Origin of the sequence: Elioraea sp. (assembly GCF_022842375.1) — a bacterium.
Taxonomy (GTDB): domain Bacteria; phylum Pseudomonadota; class Alphaproteobacteria; order Acetobacterales; family Acetobacteraceae; genus Elioraea_A.
On record NZ_JALHPR010000001.1, the window covers coordinates 95,268 to 108,615 of the forward strand.

Sequence of the window (13,348 nt, forward strand, 5' to 3'; positions counted from 1 at the left end):
AGAACCTTCCGGCTCCTGATCGGTTCAGGCTGCCGTGACGCCGTTGCACGTGCCGGGACGCCTCGGCCGCGACGCATCCCGACAGGAGACCACCCATGTTCTTGCGCATCGATCGTCTGCAGGTTGAACTCCCGGCACCCGAGCGGCAGGACCCGAATGCCGGCGCGGCACTTCAGGAGCTGCTCGGCGGCAAGTACGGCGAGATGTCGACGCTCGGCAACTACCTCTTCCAAAGCTTCAACTTCCGGAGCAAGTCGAAGCTCCGCCCCTTCTACAGCCTTGTAGCCGCCATCACCGCGGAGGAGCTCGGTCATCTCGAGCTTGTCAGCAACGCCGTCGCGATGCTGAACAATGGCCCCGACAACGATGACGACGAAGCCTCGGGCGGCGACATCTCCGACGCGCCCTTCGCAGCGATGCAGGACATCCGCCTTGCAGGGGGATTCTTCGCCCATGCAGGGGGTGCGATGCCGATGAACAGCAACGGCGCATCGTGGAACATGGATTTCGTGACCACGACGGGCAACGTGATCGTCGATCTCCTGCACAATTTCCACCTCGAATGCGGCGCGCGGCTGCACAAGCTGCGCGTCTACGAGACGATGCGCGATCCAACCGGCCGCGAGGTATGCGCATACCTGCTGGTCCGTGGCTCGGTGCACGCACACGCCTATGCGCTCGCGCTGAAGCAGCTCACCGGCGTCGCGATCGAGCAGATGCTTCCCACGCCCAACATCGACCTCGATGCGATCCCAGAATGCCGCAAGTATCTCGGCGAGGGCTCGCACCGCCGGCTCTACACCTTCAGCCCGGATGACTACCGCGAAATCAAGGCGATCTGGGGTGGCGAGGAGATGGCGCTGCCCGGTGACCCAGAGGGCGAACTCGAAGTCGTGGAAGGAGCGCCCGAGGGCGGCAGGATCCATCAGCTGAGCGGCGTTCCCTCGGCCTTCACGCCCGACTACGCACCCGAGGAACTTTTCGAGGTAGCAACGTTGCTGACCGGCCGCATGCGCTAGCGACGGCGTGACACCTCATGCGGGCGCGGCACGCGCGCCTGGTTTCTTCATCAGAAAGTGGAGCCATCGAGGCATGTCGATCCCCACGTATTCCGCGCCGCGCATCGGTGCGCGTCCTGCGCTCATCTGCTTCTCCCACCTGCGCTGGGACTCCGTGTTCCAGCGGCCGCAGCAGCTCATGGCACGGTTCGCGCGTGAGCGTGACGTCTACGTCTTCGAGGAGCCCGAGGCGGGCGATGCTGCCTTCCTGCGGCGTCGCACGTGTCCGCATACAGGTGTTCACATCGCGACACCTGTTCTGCCCGAAGATGCACCCGTTGATGAGCGGCGCCGGCTTCTCGATGCACTGCTCGCCGAGGTCGGCCCAGCATCTGCCTGGTACTACACGCCGATGGCGCGTGCTTTCTCAGCGCATGCACCCTGGCGCGCCGCGGCCTTCGACTGCATGGACGATCTGGCGCGGTTCCGCTTCGCACCGCCCGACATGGCAGCGCGCGAGGCGGAGCTGCTTGCTTCCGTTGATGTCGCCTTCACCGGCGGTGCAAGCCTGCACGCGGCGCGCAGGAACAGGCACCACAACATCCACTGCCTGCCGAGTGGCGTCGACCTCGCGCACTTCATGACGGCGCGCGACGCGCTCGACGAGCCGGCCGACCAGGCTAGCCTCGCGCACCCGATCCTCGGCTATTTCGGCGTCATCGACGAACGGCTCGACATGGCGCTCCTCGCCGAGCTCGCCGCGCGCAGGCCTGACTGGACGATCGTCATGGTCGGCCCCGTCGCCAAGCTGGCGCCGGACGAACTGCCTGCCGCGGCGAACATCCGCTGGCTCGGCGCGCGCGACTATCGCGAGCTGCCGGCGTTTCTGGCGCACTGGGACGTGGCGCTGATGCCGTTCGCGCTGAACGAGGCGACGCGCTTCATCAGTCCCACCAAGGCCCCTGAGTACCTCGCCGGCGGAAAGCGGGTCGTCTCGACGCGCATCGTCGATGTGGAGCGGCGCTTCGCGGGCATGGCCGCGGTCACGATTGCCGACGACGCCGCGGGTTTCGTCGATGCCTGCGAGGCCGCGATGCGGCGGCAGGACGCGGCTGATTTCACCGAGGTGGACGATCTGCTCGCCACCATCTCGTGGGAGGGCATTCATCACCGCATGGCAACGCTGCTCGATGAGGCAGAGGCGGAACAGCTGCCGAAGCCCGCGATGATCCGTGGGTCGACGCTCACCGATGACCTGGTCGTTGGTGCCGGATTCGCCGGCAGCGTCATCGCCGAGCGCCTGGCCCGCGCCGGCCGCCGCGTCACCGTCATCGATCGGCGTCCGCATATCGCGGGCAATGCGCATGACGAGCTGGATGAGGCCGGCATCCTCGTGCACCGCTACGGGCCGCATATCTTCCACACCAACAGCGACATGGTGCTGAGCTACCTCTCGCGCTTCACGGCGTGGCGCCCATACGAGCACCGCGTGCTCGCCAGGGTCGGCGCGTCGCTGCTGCCGATGCCGATCAATCGCACGACGCTCAACCGCGTGTTCGGTGTCTCGCTTGGCTCCGAGGCCGAGGCAGAGGCATTCCTCCGGCGCCTGGCTCGGCCGGTCGATACCGTCGCCTCGGCACGCGACTTCGTCATCGGGTCCGTTGGGCCGCATCTCTACGAGATGTTCTTCCGCGGCTACTCGCTGAAGCAATGGGGCGTCGACCCGGCTTTGCTGGATGCCTCGGTCACGGCGCGCGTGCCAGCGCGCACCACCACCGATGACCGATACTTCCTCGACCGCCACCAGTGCATGCCGGCCAATGGCTACACGCGGATGTTCGAGAACATCCTCGATCACGACAACATCACCGTGCTGACAGCGACCGACTATCGCTCTGTCGCCACCGAGCGCGTGGGCCGCACGGTGTTCACCGGGCCGATCGACGCATTCTATGACTGGCGCCTCGGTCCGCTTCCCTATCGTTCGCTCGTGTTCGAACACAGCACGGTCGATGCGGAGTTCGTCCAGCCGGTCGCAACCATCAACTACCCTGGCCTCGAGACACCCTACACGCGCTCGACCGAGTTCAAGCACCTGACCGGGCAGCGCCACCGGCGCACGAGCATCTGCCGCGAGCGCTCCTCGGCGGAAGGCGAGCCGTACTATCCCGTGCCGGCGGAGGCCAATCGCCTGCTCTACAGGCGCTATCGCGAGCTCGGCGACGCGGAACGCTCGGTCACGTTCCTCGGTCGCCTCGGTACGTACCAGTACATGAACATGGACCAGGTGGTTGCGCAGGCGCTGCGGACAGCCGACCGTCTCCTTGCGGACGCCCCGACGGTTGCCGCTGCCGCGGAGTAGCGGCCGGGAGATGTTTCGCAGCTTCGTCTGGGGCGGGTTCGAGGGCGCAAGCCACCGCCGTGCCGATGGTGTGCGGGTCGATTCGATCGCCGGCAGCGGACATGAGGGCAGGGCGCGACTGCACCATGCCATGCTGCGTTCGCTTGGCATCGAAACGATCAGGGAGTCGCTGCGCTGGCACCTGATCGAAACGGGGACCGGCCGGTACGACTGGTCATCGGCACGGCGGCAGCTCGACGCTGCGCGCGCAGCAGGCCTCTCTGTGGCCTGGGGGCTCTGCCATTGGGGGGTGCCCGATCAGCACGATGTGATGGCACCATCCTGGCCTTCGCGCCTTGCCGCGTTCGCCTTTGCCGCGGCCGAGTGGCTGCGCACCGAGGGGGCTGACATCTCTGCATGGGTTCCCATCAATGAGATGGCCTTCTGGGCCTGGGCGGGCGGCGAGACGGGTGGGTTCGCACCGCATCGCCACGGGGCCGGGGACAGGCTCAAGGAGCAACTTGTCCGCGGTCACCTCGCCGCCGTCGCGGGACTGCGCGAGGCGGGCGCGCGGCACCCGATCATGGTCTGCGAGCCGCTCATCTCGGTCGTGCCCGCCGATGACGGCGCGTCTGCTCTGGCGGAGGCGGCGTCGATGATGGAAGCGTCCTTCGCCGCCGTCAGGCAGATCCGCGATGTCAACCCTGCGGCCATCGACGTGCTCGGCCTCAACTTCTATCCGCACAACCAATGGCGGACCGATGGCGTGCGCGTGCTCCCCGGCGATCCGGGCTACCGCCCGTTGCGTGAGCTGCTGGCGGCGACCGCGCACCGCTTTCCCGGCCTTCCGCTCGCGATCAGCGAGACCGGCATGGAGGAGCCTGGCGGGGTCGAATGGCTCGCGCGCATCAGTGCCGAGGTGGAGGCAACGCTTGCGGCTGGCGTGCGTGTCGTCGGCGTCTGCATCTACCCGGTTGCCGACTATCCGGGGTGGGATGATGGCAGGCATTGTCGCTGCGGGCCGATCGGCCACCGGCAGGGCATGCGCTTCGTGCGCGCGGGCCATGGCGCCGTGATCGCGCAGCTTGCCGCGGCGGGCAAGGTCGCTGGCATGCTGCATGACGGCCAGGGTCAGGCCACGGCGCTCCAGAGGAAGTAGAGGCCCGATGCCGCCACCATCGATCAGCCACCGCGCCGCGTAGGATCGACCCCGAGCAGCGATGCGCCGTGCAGCGGGTGTTCCCGGACAGCCACTCCTCGCTCAATCCGCGCATGAGTGGCGTCGAGAGCATCGTCTTCGGGCCCGCGGCCCATGACGTCAGCCCCGCCGTGGCGCACGTCTATGTGCGCGAGCTGTTGGACGCCATCTTGCGGCACTTCCCCCGGGCTGCAGCTTCGCGCCGCGCCGCGCCGCAGCCGCGCCGACGTGGCGTGCCGGCGCGACGAGCCGGCGCCGGTCGCCGTCGCCCCGGGCCATGCCGCGCGCTGCCTCAGGGCCGACGCTGTCACGGTGTAGGGCTTTCGCTGGCACGATAGGCTGGTCGGAGGGTATCCCGCCGGATGACATGGTGCGGGCGGTCGGGGTCGAACCGACACTCCCCTCACGGGGAAACGGATTTTGAGCCCGTCGCGTCTGCCAATTCCGCCACGCCCGCAGGAGCACCACCGTTCGGGCGGAGTATACAAACCCCGCCGTCCCGCGCCACCCCGGGTCCTACCGGCCGAGGCCGAGGGCTGCCACCACGTCCTTGTTCATCGTGCTCTCGGCGAGGAACCGCTCGCGGAAGGCTGCACCGGGCAGGAAGCGCGGCACGGCGGCCAACCGCTCCGCCGCCCCACGAAAGCTCGCACTGCCGACTGCCGTCTCGCACGCCTTCTCGAGCCGGGCGACCACGGCATCAGGCACGTCGGCGGGAGCGACGAGCCCGCCATGCGAGGCGCCCTCCATCGGGTGGCCGAGTTCGGCGAGCGTGGGCGCGCTGGGGAAGGCCTGCAGCCGCTCGCGCGCGAACACGCCAAGCACCGGAAGCCCCGTGGCTGACGGGATCGAAGCACTCTCGACGAAGATCTGGATCTGCCCGCCAAGGGCAGCCTGCGCCATCGGCCCGGCACCGGTGAACGGCACGTGGAGTCCCTTCACGCCCAGCCGCGCGAGCAGCCCCGCGATCAGCAGATGCTGCGTGCTGCCCTGGCCCGGGGTGCCGAACACCAGTGCCTCCTCGCCCGATTTCGCATGCGCCACCATGCCGGCGAAATCGCTGAACGGCGCGCCGCGGCCAAGCACGATCACCTGCGGGTTGTCATAGACGAGGCAGATGTAACGCAGCCCCTCTGCGCTGTATGGCAGGCGCTGGATGTGCGGCTGCGCCGTGATGGGATTGTTAGGCACCATCGCGATGGTCAGCCCGTCGGCGCGCGACCGCGAGAGCTCGATCGTCCCAAGCGTCCCGGCAGCACCACCCTTGTTCTGGATCACGACCGTCTGGCCGAGCGCTGTCGAGAGTTCTGGCTGTAGCGCGCGGGCCATGAGGTCGGTGTTGCCGCCAGGGGGGTAGGGGACGATGAGCGTGATGGTACGCGTCGCATGGTCCTGTGCTGCCGTGGTTCCCGCGAGCGCCGCGAAGGCAGCAGCGAGAAGCGTCCGCCTGATCATGGTGTGCCTCCGGTCTCGGCGAGTGCCGTCTCGAACGCCCCTGGCATCGTGATCTCGATTAACTCGAGATCGTCGCTGTGGGCGATCTCGCGGTGACGGATGCCGGGCGGCTGGTAGACGGAGGAGCCTGCCTTCAGCAGCACCTCGCCCGCACCCTCGTACTCGAAGCGCACCCACCCCTTGAGCACGTAGACGAACTGGAAGGCGAGGTCATGCGTGTGCCAGGCGGGCTTCGCCCCTTCCCCAGGCACCGCGCGGATCACGTGCGCGCCGAACCGCCCGCCGGTGACGTGGCGGATGCCGAGGTCGCGATAGGCGAAGAAGCTGCGCAAGCCCTGCGTGAAGGCCGCGGGGTCGTCGTGGCTGACGACGACGGGGTGGCTCACGGTCGTCATGGCTGCCTCCTCAGGTGATCGGCAAGGCGACGTGGGTTGCGTAGGCCAGGCGGCGGAGCAGCCGCTCATGGTAGGCGGCCAGCGCCGGCATGTCGGGCCGGTCGATCGGGAGGTGCAGGTAGCGGTAGACGTGGCAGCCGACGGGAATGTCGCCGAGCGTGAACGTATCGCCCGCGACGTAGGGCTGCGACGCCAGATGCGCCTCGATCACCCGAAATGCCTCGGCCGAGCGGGCGATGCTTTTGTCGATCACGGCCTGGTCGCGCTTCTCCGCCGGCGTGCGGTACATCTGCACGAAGGCTGGCCCGAGCGACGCGTTGGCGACGGTCTGCTGCCAGTCCATCCACTGGTCGGACGTGGCCCGCGCGCGCGGATCGTCGGGCCAGAGGGGGCCGCCCTTGCCGTAGGCGGTGCCGAGATAGCGCAGGATCGCGTTGCTCTCCCACATCAGCCAGCCATCGGGCTCGACCAGGACGGGGATGAGCGCGTTGGGGTTCATCGCGCGATAGGCAGGGGTGTCGAGGCCGCCGAAGGGCCCGCCGAGATCCTCGCGCGCGTAGGGGAGGCCAAGCTCCTCGCAAGCCCAGATCACCTTCATGACGTTGATCGAATTCGCCCGGCCAAGGATGCGGCGCATCCAGTTCCTCCCCCGTGATGCAGCGACGTCGATGCGTGCCTTCCACATCAATGGTGCCAGGGGCGCAACGGTCCGTCCAGCAGAGGGGCTTGCATGCTAGAAGCACGTCTCGATGACCGGAACCGCCACCATGCCACCGCGCGCGATCGCCCTGTTCGGCGGGCTTGCAGCCGCCGCGGCGCTCGCCGTCGCCCTTGCCTCGGAGCACTTGGGTGGGCTCGCGCCGTGCGAACTCTGCCTCTGGCAGCGCTGGCCCTACTGGGCTGCGGTCGGCGTAGGCCTCGCCGCGTTTGCGGCGCCGCGGCTCGCCACGCCGCTCGCCCTGGTCGTGATTGCCCTCTTCCTCGGCAATGCGGTGCTGGCGGCGTTCCATGCCGGCGTCGAATGGGGGTTCTGGCCAAGCCCTCTGCCAGGCTGTGGTGCGGCCGGCTCTGGCGGGGCTGCGACGATCGATGAACTGATGGCACGCCTCAAGGCCGCCCCGATCGTGCGCTGCGACCAGCCCGCCATCGTCATCGCCGGGCTCTCCATGGCAGGCTGGAACGCGGTGTTCGCCCTTGCCGTCGGTGCCGCCCTGCTCATCTCATGGCAGCGAAGCCGGAGGACTGCATGACCACCCTCGACGCCCCCTTCACCGAACCGCCGGTCGAGACCGCATCGCCGCGTGCGCCCGGCGATCCCGACAAGCGCGCGCTGCTGTCGCGCATGATCCGCGTCGATCATGCCGGCGAGTACGGTGCGGCGCGCATCTATGCGGGGCAGATCGCGGTGCTCGGCCACACCGACAAGGGCCCGATCCTGCGGCACATGAAGGACCAGGAGCAGGTCCATCTCGATACCTTCGCCGCCGCGATCGCCGACCGCGGCGTGCGGCCGACGGCGTTGATCCCCTTCTGGCATGTCGCGGGTTTCGTGCTCGGCGCCGGCACAGCCCTGATGGGCCCGCGCGCGGCGATGGCGTGCACGGTGGCCGTCGAGGAGGTGATCGACGAGCATTACGCCGAGCAGGCAGCGGCGTTGGGCGAGGACGAGAAGCCGCTCCGCGACACGATCGAGCAGTTCCGCCGCGAGGAGATCGAGCATCGCGACATCGGGCTTGCCCACGAGGCGGAGAAGACACCCGGCTATCGCATCCTCACCACCATGATCAAGGCTGGCTGCAAGGTTGCGATCCGCTTGAGCGAGCGGGTCTAGATCCGCCCCATCAGCAGCAGCACGATCACGACCAAAAGGATCAGGCCGAGCCCGCCACTGGGTGCGTAGCCCCAGCTGCGGCTGTACGGCCAGGCCGGGAATGCGCCGAGGACGAGCAGGATCAGCAGAACGAGCAGCACGGTTCCGATCATCGGACACCTCTCCGGTTCCGGGCCGCTCGACGATGCGACCCTTCGGGTGACGGGTGGTGGCCGATCGCCAGGGGGGGAAACCCTCCGAGGCAACAATGCCGCCGTTCCGTCAACGCCCTGCGGGAACCGCGGTTTCCCCGATGCGCTATGCGGGACGCGGGTCTAGATCCGGCCCATCAGCAGCAGCACCAGGACGATCAGCAGGACGAGGCCGAGCGCGCCGCTCGGCAGGTATCCCCACTCGCGGCTATGCGGCCATGTCGGGATGGCGCCGAGCAGCATGAGGATCAGCACCACCAGCAGGATCGTTCCGATCATGTGACACCTTTGCCTTCCATGGCCGTTGGCCCGGCACGCCGGGCGATGGGCGCGGGCCGTATCGCCGCTACTTCCGCGAGACGAACAGGGCCAGAAAAAGCCCCCCGAGCACCGCCGCGCCGCCAAGGACGAAGAGCCATGTCGTGCGGTCTGTGAACCTGCCGGTGATCGCCTCCGACACCTGCTCGAGCGGCGCTGTCGAGGCGCGATAGCCGAGGGCGAGCAGGACAATCCCCGCCACCACGCAGAGCGCGCCGGCGATCCGAGCTGGGCTCATGGTCGACCTCCCTGGTGTGGTTCGTCACGCGAGTGCGGCACGGTCATTTCACGACAAGATCGTTCCTCACCGATCGGACACCGGCGACGCCTGCGGCAATCTGCCCTGCGCGCGCCTTCACCGGCTGGCTGTCGACGAAGCCGCTCAGCTGTACGACGCGGTCATAGGTCTCGACGCTGATGTCGAATGAGCGGAGACCCGAGTCGCCGAGCAGCTCCGACTTAACCTTGGTGGTGATCGCGGAATCGTCGATGTACTCGCCGGTGCTCTGGCTCGTTGGCGTCGATGAACAGCCGATTGTCGCACTCATCACCGCAAACGCCAAAGCGGCGCCCAGGATGGGCTTTCCCCGCATGATGTTCTCCTTCCGCCGTCGTGTGGTGCAGCGCGGTTCGCACGCGCCGATGCCTACGGCGTCTTGACGACCGTCACATCCACCACGCGGCTATGCGCCGGGTCTGTGCCAGCCTGGCTCGCCGCCTGCCTGACCTCGCCGGTCCAGCTCGTGTCGATGCGCGCGGCGGGCACGCCGGCCGTGATCAGCGCATCCCTCACCGCGTTCGCGCGGCGTTCGGAGAGGGCCAGGTTCGCCGGCGGGGCGCCGATGCGGTCTGTCCGCCCGATCACCGTCACGCGCGTCGTCGGCTCGTTGGTCGTGACGTAGGCGACGTTGCGCGTGATCATTCGGCCGCGATCGTTCACCGTGGCGCTGCCGGTGTCGAAATAGACCTGGTACCAGACGCCGGCGAGCTCGGGGCCGCTGGTTGCCGCATCGTGGCGTGGCGGTGATGCCTGCTGTGTCGTTTCCGTACATGCCCCAAGCCCTGTGATGGCCAGTGCGGCGACCAATGTGACCACATGATTCCGATATCGGACCATTTTGCCCTCCGTCCTTTTGTTCATGGGTATGAGGCGCGCCTGTCCGGGCGCTCCAGCCTAGCGCCAGATTGGCTTGCCGAGATTGATCTGATCGGGTCCGGTCAGCGCTCCTGCGCCCGCACCGACGGCACCTCCGATCAGCGCGCCTTCGATCGGCGAGCCCAAGGCCCACCCGCCAAGCGCGCCTGCACCAGCGCCGATGCCACCGCCGCTGATCGCACGGTCTGCAGTCGTGTTGCCGCAGCCTGAGAATGCGAACAGCGAGACGATGCAGACTGCCGCAAATGCATGCCGAATCATGGGTCCCTCCGGTTCTCGACGTCGTCTCCGATGTGTCATGCGCTGGTTTCGATCCGCAGGACCATTTCGTTGACGTCGGTGAATTTTATTGTTCGTAGATTTGAATGTATCCGAGCAATACCATTGTCGCATGAACAAAATTGAGCGTGCCTTGATCCGGATCAGGCACTGTGAAACGCCCTGGCCATTGCTGTTTCGGTGTGGCTCATATCGAGGCCCGAGGCTGATGCCTCCGGGAGCGATCGGCGAGGGGGGCTGACCTGTCCAGTTCCGCCTTGCCGTCTGCCGCCAGCACCGCATGATCGCCGCGTGGCCGATCCCGCAGCACCGCCAAGAAGCCCGCGCCTGACGGCACTCGTCGTCGCATCCGCGCTCTTCATGCAGAACGTCGACTCGACGGTGATCGCGACCGCCCTGCCGGCGATGGCCGAGAGCTTCGGGTCGGATGTGCTTCGGCTTTCGCTGGCACTCACCGCCTACATGCTCTCGCTCGCGGTGTTCATCCCTGCCTCCGGCTGGATCGCAGACCGATTTGGCCCGCGCGAGGTGTTCAGGGGCGCCATCGTCGTGTTCTGCGCCGGCTCGGCGCTGAGCGGGCTGGCGCCTAGCCTCGCCCTGCTCGTCGCAGGCCGGGTGGTGCAGGGGATCGGCGGGGCGCTGATGGTGCCGGTCGGGCGGCTCGTGCTGCTGCGGATGGTGCCGAAATCGGAGCTCGTCTCCGCCATGGCCTGGCTCACCGTGCCGGCACTGGTCGGGCCCATCGTCGGGCCGCCGCTCGGCGGGCTGATCGTGACGCATGTGAGTTGGCGCTGGGTGTTCTTCCTGAACCTGCCGGTCGGGCTGCTCGGCCTCGTGCTCGTCTCGCGCCTGATCCCTGGCGGCAAGCCTGCGGGGCGTCGCGCGCTCGACTGGCCAGGGCTCGTCCTGTCGGGGCTTGGCCTGACCGGGCTGATCTTCGGGGCGGAGCTCAGCACACGGCCGATCTTCGGGCACGGCATTGGGCTCGCGATCCTCGCCTTCGGGCTCGGATTCTGCGCGCTCTATGTCCGCCATGCACGCCGCGCAGCACGGCCGGTGCTCGACCTCCGGCTGCTTGGGGTGCCGAGCTTCGGCGTCTCGGTCTACGCCGGATCGCTGTTCCGCATCGGTGTCGGCGCCGTGCCGTTTTTGCTGCCGACGATGCTCCAGGTCGGCTTCGGGATGAGTGCCGCCGAAGCGGGGTTGATCACCTTCTCGGCCTCGATCGGCGCAATCGCGATGAAGCCCGCGGCCAGCACGCTGCTCCGCCGTTACGGGTTCCGCATGTTGCTGATCTGGAACGGCCTGCTCAGCGTCGTCACGCTCGCCGCCTGCGCGCTGTTCCGGCCGGACACGCCCTGGTGGTTGCTGCACGGCGTGCTCATCACCGGCGGCTTCTTCCGCAGCCTCCAATTCACCTCGTTCAACACGATCGCCTTCGCCGATATCCGCCAGCACCGCATGGCGGATGCAACGGGCTTCTATTCGACCATGCAGCAGGTGAGCCTGACGCTGGGCGTCGTCACCGCCGCCGCTGCGCTCGAGGGATCGATGCATGCAGGCGGCCGCAGTTCGCCCGCGCCGGTGGATTTCGCCACGGGGTTCGCGATCGTGGCTGTGGTGATGGCGCTGTCCGTGCCCGTGGTCGCGCGCCTGCCGAAGGATGCCGGCGCGGTGCTCTCGGGCAAGCGGTAGCGGTCAGCTTTCGAGCTCGGCGTCCCAGTAGAGATAGTCGCGCCAACTCTCGTGCAGGTAGTTGGGCGGGAAGGCGCGGCCGTTGTCCTGCAGCTCCCAGGACGTCGGCTGTCGCGGTGGATTGAGGGGCCACATGCTGCACTCGCGCGGCAGCCGGCTGCCCTTGCGCAGGTTGCAGCAGGAGCATGCGGTGACGACGTTCTCCCATGTCGTCCGCCCGCCCTTGGAGCGTGGCATGACGTGGTCGAAGGTGAGTTCCTGGGTCGGGAACCCATCGCCGCAGTACTGGCACTCAAACCGGTCGCGCAGGAACACGTTGAACCGCGTGAAGGCAGGCCTGCGCGCGGCGGGGATGTACTCCTTCAGCGCGATGACGGACGGAAGCCGCATCGCCATCGACGGCGAGTGCACCAGCGTCTCGTACTCCGACAGCACCGAGACGCGGTCCATGAACACGGCCTTCACGGCATCCTGCCAGGACCAGACCGAGAGCGGAAAATAGGACAAGGGACGGAAGTCGGCGTTCAGGACGAGCGCCGGATAGTGCGACCTGGCAAAGGAAACTCCGCCGTCAGGCAAGGGCCGCTCCCTCTAAAGGCAGCGCCCCACCATATGCCCGGCCCCGTCTCCCGGGGCGCTACCACATGATGTGGCGCAGCCGTTCGACATGTGCGTTATGCACAGAAGGCGTGGCGAAGTCCAGCAACCGCGCGGGGGCATCACCGAAGCTTCACGGCCACCTGTTGCGAGGTGGGTGCGCCGGTGTTGAGGAAACGGCGGTCAGGATACGGCGGCGTGCCTGGGCGCAGCCGTCACGAGTTTGCCCTCTGCCCAGTCGGCCAGGAAGGCAGCGCCGGCGCCGATGCACTCTGTGTCGATCGTATGCGCCATGCCGCGGCGGAACAGCGCCCGCACCGGCACGGCGTGATCGCGCAGCACCTTCTCCGCCGACTGCGAATAGGCTGGAGCGATGATCGCATCCTCGGTGCCGTGGACGAGCAGCACTGGCGGGCGCCAGCGCAGCTCTGACTCGAGCTTCGTGTCGGCCACCAGCGCGCCTGCGTAGGCGAGCACGGCACCCGGGCCCGGATCATGCCTCAGGCCGCTGTAGAGGGCGAGCATGGCCCCCTGGCTGAACCCCACGAGCGCCACTGACCGGGGCAGAAGCTTCAGCCGCGCCGCCTCTGCCGCGACGAAAGCATCGAGGCAGGCGGCGGCGGATGCGATCCCGGCATGCAACTGGGCGACCGGAATGTCACCGATGCCGAACCACTGCCGCGACGGCGGCTCGCCCACCTGGAAGAAGGGTGCGTCGGGCGCGGCGAAGGCGGCATGGGGCAGCGCCTTGGCAAAGATCGGCGCGAGCACGCCGATATCGGCCCCGTCGGAGCCGAGTCCATGCAGCAGAATCACGAGTTGCCGCGCCGGCCGCCCGGAGGCGGTCGCCCAGCGTTGCCCATCGAGCGCGATCGCCGCCATGGGTGTTCCCCT

17 protein-coding genes and 1 tRNA gene are annotated in these 13,348 nt (G+C 67.9%); 6 read left to right on the forward strand and 12 right to left on the reverse strand.

Translation table 11 applies throughout. The features are described from left to right. Positions 1 to 95: 95 nt before the first annotated feature. The 3 genes from Q0C38_RS00445 (at position 96) to Q0C38_RS00455 (ending at position 4,498) form a co-directional block, all read left to right on the forward strand. On the forward strand, positions 96 to 1,019 hold the full coding sequence (locus Q0C38_RS00445) for a manganese catalase family protein (protein ID WP_291295074.1): 924 nt from the start codon (positions 96 to 98) through the stop codon (positions 1,017 to 1,019). A 73-nt stretch (positions 1,020 to 1,092) separates the two neighbouring features. Next, on the forward strand, positions 1,093 to 3,360 hold the full coding sequence (gene glf, locus Q0C38_RS00450) for a UDP-galactopyranose mutase (protein ID WP_291295075.1): 2,268 nt from the start codon (positions 1,093 to 1,095) through the stop codon (positions 3,358 to 3,360). Between the two features lie 10 nt (positions 3,361 to 3,370). Further along, the gene (locus Q0C38_RS00455; protein WP_291295076.1) at positions 3,371 to 4,498 is read left to right on the forward strand and encodes a hypothetical protein; all 1,128 of its coding nucleotides are present in this window, start codon (positions 3,371 to 3,373) and stop codon (positions 4,496 to 4,498) included. Positions 4,499 to 4,905: 407 nt separating this feature from the next. On the opposite strand, the gene Q0C38_RS00460 is transcribed toward Q0C38_RS00455, so the two are convergent. From Q0C38_RS00460 to Q0C38_RS00475, 4 genes are all read right to left on the reverse strand, one after another. Continuing rightward, positions 4,906 to 4,994 (reverse strand) — tRNA-Leu (locus Q0C38_RS00460). Positions 4,995 to 5,053: 59 nt separating this feature from the next. Next, entirely contained in the window at positions 5,054 to 5,992 is a 939-nt protein-coding gene (locus tag Q0C38_RS00465) for a tripartite tricarboxylate transporter substrate binding protein (RefSeq protein WP_291295077.1), read from the reverse strand. Continuing rightward, the gene (locus Q0C38_RS00470; RefSeq protein ID WP_291295078.1) at positions 5,989 to 6,387 is read right to left on the reverse strand and encodes a cupin domain-containing protein; all 399 of its coding nucleotides are present in this window, start codon (positions 6,385 to 6,387) and stop codon (positions 5,989 to 5,991) included. Before Q0C38_RS00470 ends, Q0C38_RS00465 begins: the two co-directional genes overlap by 4 nt. Positions 6,388 to 6,397: 10 nt before the next feature. Continuing rightward, the gene (locus tag Q0C38_RS00475) at positions 6,398 to 7,024 is read right to left on the reverse strand and encodes a glutathione S-transferase family protein (protein ID WP_291295079.1); all 627 of its coding nucleotides are present in this window, start codon (positions 7,022 to 7,024) and stop codon (positions 6,398 to 6,400) included. A gap of 112 nt (positions 7,025 to 7,136) precedes the next feature. Here Q0C38_RS00475 and Q0C38_RS00480 point away from each other — a divergent pair, with 112 nt between their 5' ends. Continuing rightward, entirely contained in the window at positions 7,137 to 7,637 is a 501-nt protein-coding gene (locus tag Q0C38_RS00480) for a disulfide bond formation protein B (RefSeq protein WP_291295080.1), read from the forward strand. Then, positions 7,634 to 8,218, forward strand: coding sequence for a demethoxyubiquinone hydroxylase family protein (locus tag Q0C38_RS00485; RefSeq protein WP_291295081.1), 585 nt, complete (start codon positions 7,634 to 7,636; stop codon positions 8,216 to 8,218). The genes Q0C38_RS00480 and Q0C38_RS00485 overlap by 4 nt, the downstream gene beginning before the upstream one ends. Here the strand turns inward: Q0C38_RS00485 and Q0C38_RS00490 are convergent. The 6 genes from Q0C38_RS00490 to Q0C38_RS00515 all read right to left on the reverse strand — a co-directional run bounded on the left by Q0C38_RS00490 (position 8,215) and on the right by Q0C38_RS00515 (position 10,144). Next, entirely contained in the window at positions 8,215 to 8,370 is a 156-nt protein-coding gene (locus tag Q0C38_RS00490; RefSeq protein WP_291295082.1) for a DUF3309 family protein, read from the reverse strand. The genes Q0C38_RS00485 and Q0C38_RS00490 overlap by 4 nt on opposite strands. 162 nt (positions 8,371 to 8,532) lie before the next feature. Then, positions 8,533 to 8,685, reverse strand: a complete 153-nt coding sequence (locus Q0C38_RS00495) for a DUF3309 family protein (protein WP_366937226.1) — start codon at positions 8,683 to 8,685, stop codon at positions 8,533 to 8,535. A gap of 70 nt (positions 8,686 to 8,755) precedes the next feature. Next, positions 8,756 to 8,965 carry a DUF3185 family protein gene (locus tag Q0C38_RS00500; protein WP_291295084.1) on the reverse strand — a complete coding sequence of 70 codons (210 nt, stop codon included), beginning with the start codon at positions 8,963 to 8,965 and terminating at the stop codon, positions 8,756 to 8,758. A gap of 43 nt (positions 8,966 to 9,008) precedes the next feature. Further along, positions 9,009 to 9,320 (reverse strand): BON domain-containing protein, encoded by a 312-nt coding sequence (locus Q0C38_RS00505; RefSeq protein WP_291295085.1) that lies wholly within the window; start codon positions 9,318 to 9,320, stop codon positions 9,009 to 9,011. A gap of 53 nt (positions 9,321 to 9,373) precedes the next feature. Next, positions 9,374 to 9,844 carry an OmpA family protein gene (locus Q0C38_RS00510; protein ID WP_291295086.1) on the reverse strand — a complete coding sequence of 157 codons (471 nt, stop codon included), beginning with the start codon at positions 9,842 to 9,844 and terminating at the stop codon, positions 9,374 to 9,376. Between the two features lie 57 nt (positions 9,845 to 9,901). Further along, positions 9,902 to 10,144, reverse strand: coding sequence for a hypothetical protein (locus Q0C38_RS00515; protein ID WP_291295087.1), 243 nt, complete (start codon positions 10,142 to 10,144; stop codon positions 9,902 to 9,904). Between the two features lie 309 nt (positions 10,145 to 10,453). Here Q0C38_RS00515 and Q0C38_RS00520 point away from each other — a divergent pair, with 309 nt between their 5' ends. Then, positions 10,454 to 11,857: an MFS transporter gene (locus Q0C38_RS00520; RefSeq protein WP_291295088.1), complete on the forward strand. Its 1,404-nt coding sequence runs from the start codon at positions 10,454 to 10,456 to the stop codon at positions 11,855 to 11,857. A gap of 3 nt (positions 11,858 to 11,860) precedes the next feature. On the opposite strand, the gene Q0C38_RS00525 is transcribed toward Q0C38_RS00520, so the two are convergent. Together Q0C38_RS00525 and Q0C38_RS00530 are read right to left on the reverse strand one after the other, a co-directional pair. After that, entirely contained in the window at positions 11,861 to 12,436 is a 576-nt protein-coding gene (locus Q0C38_RS00525) for an HNH endonuclease (protein ID WP_291295089.1), read from the reverse strand. A gap of 201 nt (positions 12,437 to 12,637) precedes the next feature. Continuing rightward, the gene (locus Q0C38_RS00530) at positions 12,638 to 13,336 is read right to left on the reverse strand and encodes an alpha/beta hydrolase (protein WP_291295090.1); all 699 of its coding nucleotides are present in this window, start codon (positions 13,334 to 13,336) and stop codon (positions 12,638 to 12,640) included. Positions 13,337 to 13,348 lie beyond the last annotated feature (12 nt).